Raw genomic sequence first — 17,171 nt, 5'->3', positions numbered from 1 at the left:
ACAGTTAAATTTTAAAATTATGCAAAAAATTATCCTTTATGCAGCAGTATTGCTATGCACGTTAGTTACCCAAATGTATGGACAGGAAACATTTGATGGCAGAGCAAAAACTATTTCAGAAAACATCAAAAAAATCACTAATCAAGAAAAAGAAGCTCTTAAACAAGAAGTGGAAGACATCAATAAATTGTTAGAAAACGGAACAATTTCAACCGAAAAAGCAGAGTCGGAAAAACGAAAAGCAGCCGAAGTAAGAGCCAAAAACATTGAAGAAAAAGTAGCCATCGAAGAAGCTAAATTACAACAACTGATAAAAGATGCAGTTGATGGTAAAGTAAAACATTCCGAAGAAAAGGTAAGAGGCGGAACCACCATTATTCTAGGTTCGAGTGCAAATGATTCTATTGGTGAAGATCATACCGAAATTAATATTGGTTCAATGAAAATTTTCAAAGGCGAAAAAGAAAAATTCAAAAGAAATTCTAAACGAACTACGTCTCAATTTGTGTTTGCTTTTGGGTTAAATAACCTTGTAACCGATGGCGATACCGGCTCGTTGGAAGACAGCGATTACCGCGTTTGGGGTTCACATTTTTATGAATGGGGTTTGACTTACAACACCAGAATTTTCAAGAACAACAACTTGTTACATGCCAAATACGGTTTGTCATTAATGTATAACAATTTGCGTCCAACCAATAATCGTTACTTCGTAAGAAATGGAGAGCAAACCAATTTAGAAGAATTTGATTTAAATTTAAAAGAAAGTCGTTTTAGAAATGTAAGTTTGGTTTTACCACTTCATTTAGAATTTGATTTTACACCAAAATCGGTTAGCGAAAACGGTGATGCGAGATTTAGATCACACAAAAGTGTCCGACTAGGAATTGGTGGATATGCCGGATTTAACGTAAAATCAAAGCAAATTCTAAAATTCAATGAAGATGATGTTCGTGTAAAAGTAAAAGAAAAAGGAGATTTTAATACATCTGATTTTACCTATGGTTTGTCAACCTACATCGGTTATCGTGCCACAAGTTTGTATCTAAAATACGACTTAAATCCAATGTTTAAAAACAATACAGTCGATCAAAACAACATTTCGTTAGGGTTACGTTTCGATTTCAATTAAAATTTGTTTGAGTTAATATACATTTGTTTAAAGGTGTTTCATTTTGAAGCACCTTTTTTTTATTTTTAATTCCTTATTTTTAAAAACTGAATTGTACTTTTACAGGCTACGAAAAAACACCAATGATTAAGCAAAACACCATCGATTTAGTTTTTGAAACCGCCCGAGTTGAGGAGGTGATTGGTGATTTTGTCCAGCTCAAACGTGCCGGTAGTAATATGAAAGGATTGAGTCCGTTTTCCAATGAAAAATCGCCTTCGTTCATGGTTTCTCCGGTAAAGCAGATTTGGAAAGATTTTAGCACCGGAAAAGGCGGAAATTCTGTTACTTTTTTGATGGAACATGAGCATTTTTCGTTTCCGGAAGCCATTCGCTACTTAGCCAAAAAATACAATATCGAAATTGAAGAAACCGTTTCAAGTGACGAAGATAAGCTGGTTGCCAATGAAAAAGAGAGCATGTATTTGGTTTCCGAATTTGCCAGCAAGTATTTTCAACATGTTTTATGGGAAGAAGAAGAGGGCAAAGCTATCGGATTATCCTATTTTAAAGAACGCGGTTTTACTAACGAAACAATCAAAAAATTCAATTTAGGTTATTCGCCAAACACGTGGGATGCGTTGACCAAAGAAGCTCTCGGAAAAGCCTATAAATTAGAATTTCTTGAAAAAACCGGACTCACAATTGTTGGAGAAGACAAACAATTTGACCGATTCAAAGGTCGTGTGATGTTCCCCATTCAAAGTATGTCGGGAAGAGTGCTCGGTTTTGGTGGACGAATTTTGACGAATGATAAAAAAGCCGCCAAATATCTAAATTCTCCCGAAAGCGAAATTTACCATAAAAGTAATGTGCTTTACGGAATTTTTCACGCCAAACAATCCATTGCGAAACTTGATAATTGTTTTTTGGTGGAAGGTTATACTGATGTGATTCAAATGCATCAAGCCGGAATTGAAAACGTAGTTTCTTCTTCCGGAACGGCTTTAACACCAAACCAAATTCGATTAATTAATCGTTTAACGAAAAATATTACTGTTCTTTTTGATGGTGATGCGGCGGGTTTACGAGCATCCATTCGGGGAATTGATTTGATTTTGGAAGAAGGAATGAACGTTAAAGTGTGTTCTTTTCCTGATGGCGACGACCCGGACAGTTTTGCTAAAAAAACACCGTATGATGAATTGGTGAAGTATTTGGATGAAAATGCTAAAGATTTTATTCAGTTCAAAGCTTCTTTATTGATGCAAGATGCAAAGAATGATCCCATCAAAAAAGCCGATTTAATTAGGGATATGGTGATTAGTATTTCAAAAATTCCGGATCGAATTAAACGTGAAATCTACATCCAAGAATGTAGCCGAATCATGGATATTTCTGAAGATGTTTTGTTTAGCACGTTGGCACAAATGGCTCAAAAAGATTTGTCTGAAGCCAACAAAAAATTCAAACAAGAGCAAAAAGTATTTGATGTTGTTAAAAATGATTCAACCGAAACCATCGCTAAAATTGATGTTGTTACGTTATTGGAAAAATCAATTCTGGAAATTCTACTATTATATGGTCACCATGAAGTGGAATTTGAAAATGTTTTTATTCAATTTGATGATAACGGAAAGGAAATTGAAACCATTGAAAAAGTTAATCATAAAATATACGAACGCATTTATTTGAGTTTACAAGAAGACGAAATTGAATTGGCTAATCCGATTTTTAATGCCATTTATATTGATTTAGTTGCACAATTTCATCAAAATGAATCGTTTGATAAAAATCATTACCTCAATAATTTAGTTCCCGAGCATGCAGAAGTAGTTACGGATATTTTAATGAATGATGAAAAATATCAATTGCATGGATGGTTGGATAAAAAGCAAGTTTTTGTAAAAGAAAAAGACGATTTCGAAATTCTTTCTCGATTGGTTACCGAAACAATCGTAACATTTAGAGAATACTTAATCAATAAACTGAATCGTGAATTGATGCTTCAAATTCAAGAAGAAACTCCCGAACTTTCGCCGGAAGAAATTATCACGATGATAAATGATTACAACAAGTTAAAAGTTAACATCACTCGACGAATTGGCAGAATGCGTTCGGATTATAACTAAAAAAAGACCCCAAATCGAGGTCTTTTTTCTAAGTATTTTTACACAATCTCCAATGTTTTTGCTTTGTTAACTAAATCGACCAAGTTAGTCACATTTAATTTTGTGAGCAGTCTCAATTTATAGGTACTGATGGTTTTTTCATTCAGTCCTAAAATTTTAGAAATTTCATTGTTCTTTTTTCCATCACTTAAGAATCGTAATACCTCAATTTCTCTGTTAGAGAGTTTTCGATAGAGTCTTTCGCTCTTATTTTGTTTAGCAATCAGAGCTAAACTTTTCTTAATAGCATCGTTAAAAATAACGGCACCATTATTTACTTTTACAATTACGTTTCCAAGTGTTTCTAATTTAGATGTTTTGTGCAAATAGGCAGAAACACCCGCTTTTAGTGCGTTTGGAGCATAAATGTTTTCAGAAAGATTACTGAAAATAATAATTTTAGTACTCGGAAACTCCTTGAGTATATACTTTACTAAGTTGATACTCGTTAGCCCTTCAAGTTCCAAGTCTAAGACTAAAATGTCAATAGGCTTAATTTTAAGCATGTCTAAAATCATATTGTAGTTACCAACATGGCCTACAATACTAATTTCAGCATGGTCTTTAAAGTACGATTTAACACCGAAGTGAACTACGGGTTGATTATCGGCTAAACAAACTTTAATCATGATAAGTGGTATTTTAGTTAGAAAATGATTAATATTTTTTTAGGGCTGTTAAAGATACTATATTTTTTTTTAATGGAATGTAATTCTGACAAATTATTTTAAGAAAAATTTTAGATTTCTCTTAAATATTTGGGAATTTCACAAACAGGTATCGGGTTCATCTTGTGTTTGTTAGCGTTATTGAGCCTTTTGTAAATGTTAAAGACTTCTAAATTTCTTCCATTAAAATCTGTAGTATTTTTTCCCGCTTCGTCTTGAAGCATTGCCCATTCTAATTCGTTGTAACTTGCTCCTAATTGGTCTTCATCCGAACGATCATCACCAAATAAGCCATCTGTTGGAGCAGCAATTAAAATTGATTCCGGTACTTTTAAAAATTTCCCAAGAGCATAAACTTCCGATTTCATTAAATCGGCAATCGGACTCAAATCTACTCCGCCATCGCCATATTTTGTATAAAAACCCACACCAAAATCTTCTACTTTATTTCCGGTGCCGGCAACAAGTAGTCCGTGAATTCCTGCAAAATAATATAACGTTGTCATTCTTAATCTTGCTCTCGTGTTGGCTAGTGATAAATTTAATTTAACCTCATTTTCAGAAGTTGGAACATCTTTTTTAAATTGTTCAAACGTATTGCTTAAATCAACAGAAGCACTTTCAACATTAGGAAAACGTTGTTTTAACTGTGCAATATGCTCCTTTTTTCGACTAACATGAGAAGCAGCTTGATGTATTGGAAGTTCAAGACAAAGTGTTTTTAAACCCGTTTGAGCACAAAGTGTTGAGGTTACCGCACTGTCAATTCCTCCTGACACACCCACAACAAAACCATTTACTTTTGCGTTCTCCGCATAGGTTTTTAACCAATTAACAATGTATTCATTTACTTCTTCTACTTTAATTGTAGTGTTTTTTTGTGTCATCTTATTCAAGTTATACGATTTGGCACTGTATATTTGCAATTCAATTTTAAAAAGTAAAAGTAGAAAAATCAAATTGATTTTCTAAATCAATTTAAAGTTATCATAATTCAAATTTAAAATGAAAAGAATCGTATTAATTTTTCTGTTGATTATAGTTGCTTCTTGCGATAAAAAGTCAAAAATAGAAAAGCAAATAGAAGAAATTCCGGTTTCGTTAACAGTCGAACGTTTTGATAAAATTTTTTATGAAACGCCTGTTAAAGATTTTCAAAAAATGAAAGCAGAATATCCGGCTTTTTTTCCAAGTCAGTTTCCGGATAGCATTTTTATTAGTAAAATGACAGATCCTTTATATCGTGAATTGTATGATGAAGTGCAAAAAAAGTACAGTGATTTTACGCCTGTTCAAGAAGAGTTAGAAGAGGTTTTTCGTTATATAAAATTTTATTTTCCCAACCAAAAAACACCTTCAAAAGTAACCACTTTGATTTCTGAAATGGATTATCAAAATAAAGTGATTTATACTGACAGTCTTTTGTTGATTTCGTTGGATTTGTATTTAGGAAAAGAACATAAATTCTATGAATTTCCTGATTATTTTCGTCAAACCTTTCAACGTTCGCAGATTATGCCTGATGTGGTTTCCGATTTTTCCCCGCGAGTGATTGCTCAACCACGAGAAAAAACATTTTTAGACCAAATGATTTATTTTGGAAAAGAAATGTATATCAAAGACTTAATTCTTCCTAAGTATGAAGATTTTGATAAAATAGGATATTCAAAAGAGCAGCAACTTTGGTGCGAAGAAAACGAAGGCGAAATTTGGCGATACTTTATCGAAGACAATATATTGTATGATTCTGATACCAAATTAGTGCAGCGTTTTATTGCTCCGGCACCATTTTCTAAATTCTATCTCGAAATTGATGCTGAGTCGCCGGGAAGAACCGGAGTTTGGATTGGCTGGCAAATTGTTCGTTCGTTTATGAAAAATAATGAAGTATCTTTGGCTGATTTTTTAGCAATGGATGCAAAAGAAATTTTTACCCGTTCAAAATATAAACCCAAAAAATAATGAGTTTGATTACCTCCGAAATAAAGTTTGATGTTACGTTAGATGAAAATAAAGTGCCTGAATCTTTAAAATGGACTGCCAAAGACGGTGGCATCGAAAACCAAGAAACCAAAGCAATTATGTTATCTGTTTGGGATTCAAAATCAAAAGAGTCTCTGCGAATTGATTTATGGACCAAAGACATGCCCGTGGATGAAATGAAAATTTTCTTTCATCAAACCTTAGTAGCAATGGCCGATACGTTTCAACGAGCCACAACCGATGATAAAATGGCCGACACAATGCGGGACTTCTGTGAGTATTTTGCTGAAAAATTAGAATTGAAAAGTTAGAAACTATCGTTTTTAAACATTTCTTGATTAATTTCATCAATAAACGAAAGTAATTCTTCTTTTCCGGTAGATTCTGTTGCAGAAGTAATAAAGTGTTGTGGCATTTCTTCCCAACCGCTGGCTAAAACTTGTTTTCTGTAAGCTTCAATGTGTGAATGAATTCGGGTTTTGCCAACTTTATCTGCTTTGGTAAAAATAATGCAGAAAGGAACTTCGGTCACGCCTAAATAAGTAAAAAATTCCAAATCAATTTTTTGAGCTTCTAATCGAATGTCTATCAATACAAAAGCACAAACCAATTGTTCTCTTTTTTCAAAATAATCAGTCACAAATTGTTGAAAGACTTCTTTTGATTTTTTAGAAACCTTTGCATAACCATAGCCAGGCAAATCGACCAAAAACCAATTGTTATTTATTTTAAAATGATTGATTAATTGTGTTTTTCCTGGTTTAGAGGAGGTTTTTGCCAAACTTTTGTGGTTGGTCAACATGTTAATCAAGGATGATTTTCCCACGTTCGATCTTCCAATAAAAGCATATTCCGGAAGCGGGTCTTTCGGACATTTACTCACTTCAGAATTGCTGATTACAAATTCGGCGGTATTAATTTTCATAGTATTTATTTAAAACAAAAAAGTCCATTCGGACTCTTTATAGTTTATTTTTTTCTAACCACTCCAGCATGATTTTATTAAACTCATCAGGATGTTCCATCATCGCTGCATGACCACAATTGTCTACCCAGTATAAGTCGGAATTTGGTAGTAACTTGTGAAATTCTTCTGCGACTTCAGGTGGCGTGACTTTATCGTCTTTACCCCAAATCAAACAAGTTGGGGTTTGCATTTTTGGCAAATCTTTTGCCATATTATGTCGAATGGCACTTTTGGCAATAGTTAGTGTTTTGATTACTTTAATGCGGTCATTTACAATTGCAAAAACTTCATCTACCAATTCTTTTGAAGCCATTTCAGGATTGAAAAATACATTTTGGGTTTTTAGTTTGATGTATTCATAATCACCTCTTTTTGGATAACTATCACCCATGGCACTTTCATAAAGTCCTGAGCTTCCGGTTAGTATTAATGCGGCAACTTTTTCAGGATACATTTTTGTGTGATATAAACCAACATGACCTCCCAATGAATTTCCCAATAAAATAACGCGTTCAAATCCTTTGAAAACAATAAAGTCTTTTACAAATTTTGAAAAAGCTTTTACGTTGGTTTTTAAAATGTTTTGTGTGTATAATGGAAGTTCAGGAATAACGACTTTATATCCATTTTTTGGAAAAAAATCAGCTACTCCGCCAAAATTGCTCAAACCGCCCATAAGACCGTGCAAAACAATAATTGGAGTTCCTTCTCCGGCTTCAAAATAAGTATATTTTCCTTCTTTCTTAAAGTTTTCTTTCATCAAAAATGAGATCTTTCAATTCAACACAAATATATGATTTTATCCATAAAAAAGAAGAATTGTACTGTTTATTTGAAATGAATTTTAGGGTTTGATTAAAAAAAATGCACCAATTGGATAAGTGGTTAATTATCAACATTTTTTCAAGTCAAGTCAATTCATCCAATATAACACAAATCATATAAAAACTGAAGCCAGTTTGTTAAACTGTTGAATATTTTCTTTCAAACTGTACAATTCTAAATGTTTTGTTAAATAATGTGCAATAATTCAGTTGGTTACCTCGAAATCGTTTTGAAGAGCAAAGTGGTAAAACTTATTAACAAAGTGGTATTTTGTGGTAAATTGTGGTAAAATGTTTTTATATTTGCTATCAAACCATCAAAATTGTAACTCCTTGAATACCATTGTTGGAACATATGAATGTAAAGTCGATGCCAAAGGAAGGCTGCTCTTGCCTGCTCCTTTGAAAAAGCAGTTGGCTGCTTCATTGCAAGATGGTTTTGTCTTGAAGAGATCGGTTTTTCAGCCGTGTTTGGAATTGTATCCGATGGCAGAATGGAACGTTTTGATGAATAAAGTAAACAAACTCAATCGTTTCGTAAAAAAGAATAATGATTTTATCAGACGATTTACGGCAGGAGTGAAAGTGGTTGAAATTGACGCATTGGGTCGTTTGTTGGTTCCGAAAGATTTAGTGGTTTTTGCCTCTATTTCCAAAGATATTGTGCTGTCTTCGGCAGTTAATATTGTGGAAATTTGGGATAAAGATTTATATGAAAAGTCAATTGATGATGCAACAATCGATTTTGCTGATTTGGCAGAAGATGTAATGGGAAATGTTAATGATGATGACAATGGAATATCATAATCCGGTTTTATTAAAAACATCCGTAGAAGGTTTGGCAATCAAGCCGGACGGAGTTTATGTAGATGTGACTTTTGGTGGTGGCGGACATTCAAAAGAGATTTTGAGTCAGCTAGGTCCGGATGGGAAGTTATATGCTTTTGATCAGGATGAAGATGCGATAGCGAATGCTTTGCCAGATGAACGTTTCAAATTGATTAATGAAAATTTTAGAAACATCAAACGCTATTTGCGATTTTATGGTGTGAAAGAAGTAGATGGAATCTTGGCCGATTTAGGTGTTTCTTCTCATCAATTTGATGTAGCCGAAAGAGGTTTTTCTACCCGATTTGATGCTGAACTCGATATGCGAATGAGTCAAAAGGGCGAGTTAAATGCTTTTATGGTTGTGAATGAATATGATGAAGCTACGCTTAAAAAAGTATTTGCAGAATTTGGTGAATTATCCAATGCAGGAGCGATTGCCAACACCATTATAAATGCCAGAAAAGATATTCCAATCAAAAATACGGAACAATTAAAACAAGTTCTTTCAAAATTTTTACCGGCTCACAAGAGTCATAAAATATTAGCTCAGATTTATCAAGCGATCCGAATTGAGGTAAATCAAGAAATGGAAGTTCTAAAAGAATTCTTAGAACAATCATTAGATATTTTAAAGCCTGGCGGAAGATTAAGTGTGATTTCGTATCATTCTCTCGAAGATCGTTTGGTGAAAAGATTCATGAAAAACGGAATGTTTGAAGGCGAACCGGAACGTGATTTCTTTGGAAATTATTCAGTTCCATTCAAATCAATAGGAAAGTTGATTATTCCGGATAATGCGGAAATTAAAATAAATAATAGAGCTCGTAGTGCCAAATTGCGAATTGCTGAGAAAAAGTAAATGAAAGCCGGAATATACGACATATTAAAAGCAAGATTTCTGGTTAACCAAGATGCGGTTAAAAACTGGCGATTCATCGTTTTTTTAATTGCATTGGCAATGGTAATGATTGCAAATATTCATCATTACGAAAAAAAAATATTCAGAATTGTTGAATTAAATAAAGAAGTAAAAGAATTGCGATCAGAATTTGTAGATCGTCGTTCGGAATTAATGAAATTAAAAATGGAAAGCACTATTTCAAAAAAAATGGAAGAAAAAGGAATATTTCCTTCTACAGTGCCTCCAACAAAAATAAAAGTGGTTAAACCTAAAGAAAAAACATTAACAGAAAAAATATGGAAGTAACAGATAAACATATCTCTTACCGAATTTATTTGGTTGCCGTAGTCGTCTTTTTGATGGCTATTGGTGTTGCTGTTAAGTTAACCAATATTCAATGGGTTGAAGGCGATTATTATCGAAAATTAGCCAAAGAACGAAGTGTAAAAAACTTCGTAATACCTGCAAATAAAGGGAATATTTATTCTTCTGACGGAAGTTTATTAGCCACTTCTATTCCAAATTATAAAGTTCGTTTTGATGCGGTGGCTCCCAAAAAAGAAGATTTTGATAAAAACCTTCAACCGCTTTGCGATTCATTGTCAAAACTGTTAGGAAAATCATCACAGTTTTATAAAACGGAATTTTTACGAGCGAGATCAACAAAAAACAGATACTATTTGGTAGCTAGAAATTTGAGCTATACCGAATACATGAAAATCAAAAGTTTTCCGCTGTTTAACAAAGGAGCTTATCGTGGCGGAATCATAACCGAGCAAAAAACAGTTCGTGAACATCCAATTGGTTTGGTAGCCGAGAGAACTATAGGTTATGAGCGAATCAGACCAAACGGAACTCCGGACGGAAAAGGAATCGAATGGGCGTTTAGAGATTATCTAAATGGTAAAGATGGAAAACGACTCATGCAAAAAATGGCAAAAGGTCAATGGAAACCTATTCGCGACGAAAATGAAGTAGAACCACAAGATGGTTATGATATTATTTCTACTATCGATGTATATATTCAAGACATCGCTCATCATGCTTTGTTAAAGCAGTTAGAATACTACGAAGCAGAACATGGATGTGTGGTTGTGATGGAAACAAAAACAGGAGAAGTAAAAGCAATTTCAAATTTAGGAAGAGATAAAAATGGCCAGTACAGTGAAACTGTAAATTATGCGGTTGCCGAATCACATGAGCCGGGTTCTACCTTTAAATTAATTGATTTAATCGCTCTTTTTGAAGATAAGGTAGCAGACACAAGTGATATTTATGATACTAAGGGTGGCGAAATATCCTATTACAACAGAAAAGTGCGTGATTCTAAAAAAGGCGGTTACGGTAAAATTTCCTTGGGAAGAGGTTTTGAATTGTCATCCAATACGGTATTAGTTCAAGCTGTTTATAATAATTACAAAAGTAATCCGCAGAAGTTTGTTGACCATATCAAACGCATGAAACTGCACGAGCCACTTGGTTTACAAATAAAAGGAGAAGGAAAACCAATTGTTCCTCAGCCAGGAGAAAAAAATTGGTATGGCACCACTTTACCTTGGATGGCTTATGGTTATAATGTTTCAATGACACCACTTCAAACCTTAACATTATATAATGCTGTGGCAAACGATGGTGAAATGGTCAAACCATTATTCGTAAAGGAAATTAAAGAATGGAACAAAACCATTAAAAAGTTTGATAAAGAAGTGATTAATCCAAAAATTGCCTCACAAGAAACAATCGACAAAATAAAAGCCGTTTTAGAAAATGTAGTCAAAAAAGGAACGGGTTCTAAATTATATTCCAAAGATTTTTCGATGGCAGGAAAAACAGGAACAGCCCAAATGGGTTATTCAGACAAGGCTAATTTGTATTATGCTTCATCATTTGTGGGTTATTTTCCGGCAGATCAACCAAAATATTCGTGCATTGTTGTCGTGCACAAACCAAGTAAGTCAAAAGGATATTACGGAGCAGATGTTTCCGGACCGGTTTTTAAACGAATTGCACAAAAAGTGTTTACCGATGTTCCTTCTACCAACGAAGTGAAAAGTTTGGAGAAAAACATTCCGATACAGGATAAAAATTATGATACATATTATGCTAATTCATCCAAAGAACTAAACACCATTCCAAATGTAAAAGGAATGTCTGGTATGGATGCAATTGCCTTGTTAGAAAATTTGAAAATAAAAGTGAAAATTATAGGAATAGGAAAAGTAAAAAAACAATCTATTCAACCCGGAGAACCATTACTAAAAAACAGCACAATTATATTAGAATTATCGTGATAACGCTAAAAGACATATTATATAAAGTAAGCATTGAAGCTGTAAAAGGTTCAACCGATGCCACCATCAATAAAATTGAATTTGATTCCAGAAAAGTGGAATTGAATGATGTTTTTGTGGCCATTCGCGGAACTGTTTCAAACGGACACGATTTTATCGAAAAAGCTCTTAATCAAGGTGCAGCCGTTATTGTTTGCGATACTTTCCCAGAAATAATTGTCAATGGAGTAACTTATATTCAAGTGAAGGATACCAATTTAGCATTAGCTTTCTTGGCATCAAATTATTATGAAAATCCATCCCAAAACTTAAAATTAGTTGGAATTACAGGAACAAATGGCAAAACCACCATTGCTTCTTTGTTGTATCAATTGTTTAAAAAAGCTGGTTATAAAGTAGGATTGCTTTCTACAGTAAAAATTTTGGTTGATGAAGAAGAATTTCCAGCCACACATACTACTCCGGATTCACTAACGATAAATTATTATTTGTCAGAAATGAATAAAGCCGGTGTTGAATTCTGTTTTATGGAAGTCAGCTCACACGGAATTCATCAAAAAAGAACAGAAGGTTTGCTATTTTCCGGCGGAATTTTCACAAACCTTTCCCACGACCATTTAGATTATCACAGCTCATTTGCCGAATATAGAGACGTAAAAAAATCATTTTTTGATTATTTGCCAAAAACAGCTTTTGTGTTAACGAATGTAGATGATAAAAACGGCAATTTGATGTTGCAAAACACGAAAGCTAAGAAATTAACTTATGCTCTAAAATCGTATGCCGATTACAAAGCTTCCATTTTAGAAAATCAGTTGAGCGGATTATTATTGAAGATAAACGGAAACGAAGTTTGGGTAAAATTAATCGGAACGTTTAATGCCTATAATTTACTCGCAATTTATGGAACTGCTGTCGAATTAGGGTTGGATAGTTTAGAAGTTTTACGATTATTATCCGAATTAGAAAGTGTTTCAGGACGTTTTCAATTCATCGTTTCAGATGATAAAATCACCGCCATTGTTGATTATGCTCACACACCCGATGCGTTGGAAAATGTGTTAGGAACAATCAATGACATTCGAACCAAAAACGAACAATTAATCACAGTTGTGGGTTGCGGAGGAAACAGAGATAAAACGAAACGTCCGATAATGGCCAATATTGCATCGACGTTAAGCAATAAAGTCATTTTAACGTCAGACAACCCAAGAGACGAAGACCCAACCGACATTTTAATGGATATGGAAAAAGGTGTTGAACCACAAAATCATCGCAAAACACTATCCATTTTAGATAGAAAACAAGCCATCAAAGTAGCGTGCCAATTGGCAAAACCAAACGATATTATTCTGATTGCCGGAAAAGGTCATGAAACCTATCAGGAAGTCAAAGGAGTTCGTCATCATTTTGACGACATGGAAACCGTAAAAGAACTATTAGAAGAACGAAACCAATAGAACCGATATGCTGTATTATTTATTTGAATATTTAGACAAAACACTCGATGTTCCCGGAACAGGAGTTTTTCAGTACATTACATTTCGTTCAGGTTTGGCGGTTCTTTTATCGCTTTTAATTTCAACCATTTTTGGAAAGAGAATTATCAATTTTCTTCGAAATCAACAAGTTGGTGAAACAGTTCGTGAACTAGGTTTAGAAGGTCAAACCCAAAAAGCCGGTACACCAACCATGGGTGGATTAATAATTATTTTAGCCACCTTAGTTCCGGTAGTTTTATTGGCAAGATTGGATAATATTTATATCATTTTGTTGATTGTCACCACATTATGGATGGGAACTATTGGTTTTATTGATGATTATATTAAAATTTTTAAAAAGGATAAAGAAGGTTTAAAAGGAAAATTCAAAGTTATTGGTCAGGTTGGTTTGGGTTTGATAGTTGGTTCAGTTTTGTATTTCAATCCGGGCGTTACTGTTCGAAAAGATACTCAGTTAACCAATATTCAAACAACCACACAAACAATCGTTGATCCTGCTGCTTTAGAAGAAAAATCAACAGCAACAACAATTCCATTCTTCAAAAATAACGAATTTGATTATGCTGATTTGTTATCGTTTTTAGGTGATGGTTACGAATCTTGGGCTTGGTTAATTTTTATTCCGATAGTAATTTTTATCATCACAGCCGTTTCAAACGGAGCCAATTTAACAGATGGAATTGATGGTCTCGCAGCCGGAACATCCGCAATATCTGTCCTTACACTTGGGATTTTTACATTCGTTTCGGGTAATATCATTTTTTCAAATTACCTCAATATTATGTACATCCCCAATTCCGGTGAAATGACAGTGTTTATCTCCGCATTTGTGGGATCACTCATCGGATTTTTATGGTACAACAGTTATCCGGCAGCCGTTTTTATGGGCGATACAGGAAGTTTAACAATAGGCGGAATCATTGCGGTAATCGCCATTGCCATTCGAAAAGAATTACTGATTCCGGTCATCTGCGGAATTTTCTTAGCCGAAAATTTATCTGTAGTGTTGCAAGTCAGCTACTTTAAATATACCAAAAAGAAATTTGGTGAAGGAAGACGAATTTTTCTCATGTCGCCCTTGCATCATCATTACCAGAAGAAAGGCTATCATGAAAGTAAGATTGTAACCCGATTCTGGATTGTTGGAATTTTGTTAGCCATTTTATCAATCGTAACCTTAAAATTAAGATAATGCGATTGGTTGTTTTGGGAGGAGGAGAAAGTGGGGTAGGAACCGCCATTTTAGGAAAGAAAAAAGGATATGATGTTTTTCTATCCGATTTTGGAAAAATAAAAGATAATTACAAAGAAGTTCTGTTGCTTAATGAGATTGCATGGGAAGATGAAAAACATACCGAGAAACTGATTTTAAATGCAGATGTGGTAATGAAAAGCCCCGGAATTCCTGATAAAGTGGCAATTGTCAAGAAATTGAAAGAAATGCAAATTCCGGTTATTTCAGAAATTGAATTTGCATCCCAATTTACAGATGCTATCACCATCGGAATTACAGGAAGTAATGGAAAAACAACCACAACAATGCTCACGTATCATTTGTTAAAATCCGGTGGTTTAAATGTAGGATTGGCAGGAAATATAGGAAAGAGTTTCGCCTGGCAAGTAGCCGATGAAGATTTTGATGTGTATGTGTTAGAATTAAGCAGTTTTCAATTAGACGGAATCATTAACTATAAACCGCATATCGCCATTCTCACAAATATCAGCCCGGATCATTTGGACAGATATGACTATAAATATGAAAAATACATCGCTTCAAAATTTAGAATAACAATGAATCAAACCGAAGATGATTATTTGATTTATGATGCAGATGATGAAGCAATAACCGATTGGTTACAAAACAACAAAACAAAAGCACAATTAATTCCATTTTCGCTTAAACAAAAGCACCAAATGGGAGGATTTATAAACAACGACACTATGGAAATGTACATCAACGAAGAAGAATTTACAATGGAAACCAAAACAATGGCTTTGGAAGGCAAACACAACATGAAAAATGCAATGGCAGCAACCTCGGTAGCTCAACTGATGCGAATCAGAAAACAAACCATCAGAGAAAGCTTGTCTAATTTTCAAGGTGTTGAACATCGTTTGGAGCGTGTATTGAAAATTCAAAATGTGCAATACATTAATGATAGTAAAGCAACCAATGTAAATGCCACATTTTTTGCTTTAGACAGCATGTCCACACCTACCGTTTGGATTGTGGGTGGCGTTGATAAAGGAAACGATTACTCCGAATTAATGTCGATGGTTCGCGAAAAAGTAAAAGCAATCATTTGTTTAGGTGTTGATAATAAAAAAATTATAGATGCTTTTGGAAATGTAGTCGATGTAATGGTGGAAGTAACTTCCATGAGTGATGCCGTTCGAACGGCTCAACATCTAACAGAAAAAGGCGATACTGTCTTATTATCACCAGCTTGTGCCAGTTTCGATTTATTCGAAAATTATGAAGACAGAGGAAGACAATTTAAGCAAGCAGTTCGGAATTTATAAGAGAATGGTTTTAAAAACTTTTTGTCATTTCGCAAGATGACGAAGTCGAGATAGAAATCTCCTACGAAGTAGGAAAAAAAGCAAAACATGTTAGCACTAATAAAAAGTTTAAGAGGAGATAAAGTCATTTGGGCATTAATAGCCCTATTGGCTCTGTTTTCATTTATGCCGGTTTTTAGTGCCAGCAGCAATTTGGCTTATGCCGGAAAAGGAACGGGAAACACAGTTAGTTATCTGATTAAACACTTGGTACACGTTGCTCTTGGTTTTTTTATTGTTTACCGAATTCATAAAATTCCTTATCATTATTTCAGAAGTATTTCTAGAATTTTATTGCCATTTATTTGGCTATTACTTGCCTACACATTGTTTAAAGGAACAGTAATTGCAGGTGCTAACGCAAGTAGATGGATTCAAGTGCCGTTTGTTGGAATTTCGTTTCAACCTTCTACGTTTGCATTTATTGTGTTGATGATTTTTGTGGCTCGCTACTTATCCAAAACAAGAGAAGAACCACTCACATTCAAATCATCATTCATCGATTTATGGCTTCCGGTCGGAATCACGTTGATGTTTATTCTTCCTGCCAACTTCTCCACTGCAGCATTGATTTTTGCAATGGTTTTAATGTTGGTTTTCATCGGAAAATATCCATTAAAATATATCGGAGCAGTGTTGGGAATCGGAATCGTTTCTTTTGCCTTTTTTATTCTGATAGCAAAAGCATTTCCAAATCCTTTAACAACTCGTGTCAATACATGGGAAGCTCGTATCGAACGATTTTTTAATGATGATGTCCAAGATCCGGACGAAGTATATCAAATTGAAAGAGCCAAAACTGCTATCGCAACCGGTGGCATTTATGGATTAGGACCGGGAAAAAGCGTTCAGAAAAACTTTTTACCTCAATCTTCTTCCGATTTTATTTATGCCATTATTGTGGAAGAATTCGGATTAGCCGGCGGATTAGCAATTCTTGGAATTTATCTTTTACTGTTTTTCAGAATCGTTATTGCCGCTCACAAAGCCAATACATTATTCGGAAAATTAGTCGTCGTCGGACTCGGTTTTCCCATCGTGTTTCAGGCGATGATTAATATGGGAGTTGCTGTAGAATTATTGCCCACAACCGGACAAACACTTCCGCTAATCAGTAGTGGAGGAAGTTCAATTTGGGTAACTTGTTTGGCGTTGGGAATCATCATCAATGTAACCAAAAAAGAAGAAGAAATTGCTGCCGAAAATAAAGAAAAAGCCATGCGAGATGCAGCTCTTCAAAAAATGATTGACAAGCAATTGAAAGAAGATGAAGAGGCATTGATAAAATCTGATGAAGAAAAGGATGAAGATTATTCTATCGAAGATAATCCAATGAATGCAGTTTTAAACAAAAGTTAAG

16 protein-coding genes are annotated in these 17,171 nt (G+C 34.3%); 12 read left to right on the top strand and 4 right to left on the bottom strand.

Annotation, left to right across the window (positions count from 1 at the left end):
* Nucleotides 1–19: 19 nt before the first annotated feature.
* On the top strand, nt 20–1,132 hold the full coding sequence (locus M0M57_RS03790) for a cell envelope integrity protein TolA (protein ID WP_248435523.1): 1,113 nt from the start codon (nt 20–22) through the stop codon (nt 1,130–1,132).
* A gap of 122 nt (nt 1,133–1,254) precedes the next feature.
* On the top strand, nt 1,255–3,243 hold the full coding sequence (gene dnaG / locus M0M57_RS03785; protein WP_248435522.1) for a DNA primase: 1,989 nt from the start codon (nt 1,255–1,257) through the stop codon (nt 3,241–3,243).
* Nucleotides 3,244–3,281: 38 nt separating this feature from the next.
* Here dnaG and M0M57_RS03780 read toward each other — a convergent pair whose 3' ends face one another.
* Both M0M57_RS03780 and nadE read right to left on the bottom strand, forming a co-directional pair.
* Nucleotides 3,282–3,911: a response regulator transcription factor gene (locus tag M0M57_RS03780; RefSeq protein ID WP_248435508.1), complete on the bottom strand. Its 630-nt coding sequence runs from the start codon at nt 3,909–3,911 to the stop codon at nt 3,282–3,284.
* A 110-nt stretch (nt 3,912–4,021) separates the two neighbouring features.
* Nucleotides 4,022–4,837, bottom strand: a complete 816-nt coding sequence (nadE, locus tag M0M57_RS03775; RefSeq protein ID WP_248435506.1) for an NAD(+) synthase — start codon at nt 4,835–4,837, stop codon at nt 4,022–4,024.
* A 118-nt stretch (nt 4,838–4,955) separates the two neighbouring features.
* On the opposite strand from nadE, the gene gldB reads away from it, so the two are divergent.
* Both gldB and gldC read left to right on the top strand, forming a co-directional pair.
* On the top strand, nt 4,956–5,912 hold the full coding sequence (gene gldB / locus M0M57_RS03770) for a gliding motility lipoprotein GldB (RefSeq protein WP_248435504.1): 957 nt from the start codon (nt 4,956–4,958) through the stop codon (nt 5,910–5,912).
* Nucleotides 5,912–6,244, top strand: coding sequence for a gliding motility protein GldC (gldC, locus tag M0M57_RS03765; RefSeq protein ID WP_248435502.1), 333 nt, complete (start codon nt 5,912–5,914; stop codon nt 6,242–6,244). Before gldB ends, gldC begins: the two co-directional genes overlap by 1 nt.
* Here gldC and yihA read toward each other — a convergent pair.
* Together yihA and M0M57_RS03755 are read right to left on the bottom strand one after the other, a co-directional pair.
* Complete coding sequence (gene yihA, locus M0M57_RS03760) at nt 6,241–6,858, bottom strand: ribosome biogenesis GTP-binding protein YihA/YsxC (RefSeq protein WP_248435500.1); 618 nt, start codon at nt 6,856–6,858, stop codon at nt 6,241–6,243. The genes gldC and yihA overlap by 4 nt on opposite strands.
* Before the next feature lie 37 nt (nt 6,859–6,895).
* On the bottom strand, nt 6,896–7,660 hold the full coding sequence (locus M0M57_RS03755) for an alpha/beta fold hydrolase (RefSeq protein WP_248435498.1): 765 nt from the start codon (nt 7,658–7,660) through the stop codon (nt 6,896–6,898).
* Nucleotides 7,661–8,057: 397 nt separating this feature from the next.
* Between M0M57_RS03755 and M0M57_RS03750 the strand changes: the two genes are divergently transcribed.
* The 8 genes from M0M57_RS03750 to M0M57_RS03715 all read left to right on the top strand — a co-directional run bounded on the left by M0M57_RS03750 (nt 8,058) and on the right by M0M57_RS03715 (nt 17,170).
* On the top strand, nt 8,058–8,531 hold the full coding sequence (locus M0M57_RS03750) for a division/cell wall cluster transcriptional repressor MraZ (RefSeq protein WP_248435497.1): 474 nt from the start codon (nt 8,058–8,060) through the stop codon (nt 8,529–8,531).
* Complete coding sequence (gene rsmH / locus M0M57_RS03745) at nt 8,506–9,414, top strand: 16S rRNA (cytosine(1402)-N(4))-methyltransferase RsmH (RefSeq protein WP_248435495.1); 909 nt, start codon at nt 8,506–8,508, stop codon at nt 9,412–9,414. Before M0M57_RS03750 ends, rsmH begins: the two co-directional genes overlap by 26 nt.
* The gene (locus tag M0M57_RS03740; RefSeq protein ID WP_248435493.1) at nt 9,415–9,762 is read left to right on the top strand and encodes an FtsL-like putative cell division protein; all 348 of its coding nucleotides are present in this window, start codon (nt 9,415–9,417) and stop codon (nt 9,760–9,762) included.
* Nucleotides 9,753–11,747: a penicillin-binding protein gene (locus M0M57_RS03735; protein ID WP_248435491.1), complete on the top strand. Its 1,995-nt coding sequence runs from the start codon at nt 9,753–9,755 to the stop codon at nt 11,745–11,747. Before M0M57_RS03740 ends, M0M57_RS03735 begins: the two co-directional genes overlap by 10 nt.
* Nucleotides 11,744–13,207, top strand: coding sequence for a UDP-N-acetylmuramoyl-L-alanyl-D-glutamate--2,6-diaminopimelate ligase (locus M0M57_RS03730; RefSeq protein ID WP_248435489.1), 1,464 nt, complete (start codon nt 11,744–11,746; stop codon nt 13,205–13,207). The genes M0M57_RS03735 and M0M57_RS03730 overlap by 4 nt, the downstream gene beginning before the upstream one ends.
* Nucleotides 13,208–13,214: 7 nt before the next feature.
* On the top strand, nt 13,215–14,441 hold the full coding sequence (gene mraY, locus M0M57_RS03725; RefSeq protein ID WP_248435488.1) for a phospho-N-acetylmuramoyl-pentapeptide-transferase: 1,227 nt from the start codon (nt 13,215–13,217) through the stop codon (nt 14,439–14,441).
* On the top strand, nt 14,441–15,772 hold the full coding sequence (gene murD, locus M0M57_RS03720; protein WP_248435486.1) for a UDP-N-acetylmuramoyl-L-alanine--D-glutamate ligase: 1,332 nt from the start codon (nt 14,441–14,443) through the stop codon (nt 15,770–15,772). Before mraY ends, murD begins: the two co-directional genes overlap by 1 nt.
* An 87-nt stretch (nt 15,773–15,859) precedes the next feature.
* A complete protein-coding gene (locus M0M57_RS03715; protein ID WP_248435484.1) occupies nt 15,860–17,170 on the top strand; it encodes an FtsW/RodA/SpoVE family cell cycle protein in 1,311 nt (436 codons plus the stop codon).
* The last annotated feature ends 1 nt before the right edge of the window (nt 17,171 follow it).

The organism is Flavobacterium azooxidireducens (genome assembly GCF_023195775.1).
GTDB classification, from domain to species: Bacteria; Bacteroidota; Bacteroidia; order Flavobacteriales; family Flavobacteriaceae; genus Flavobacterium; species Flavobacterium azooxidireducens.
This window is presented reverse-complemented; position numbering and strand designations above follow the sequence as displayed.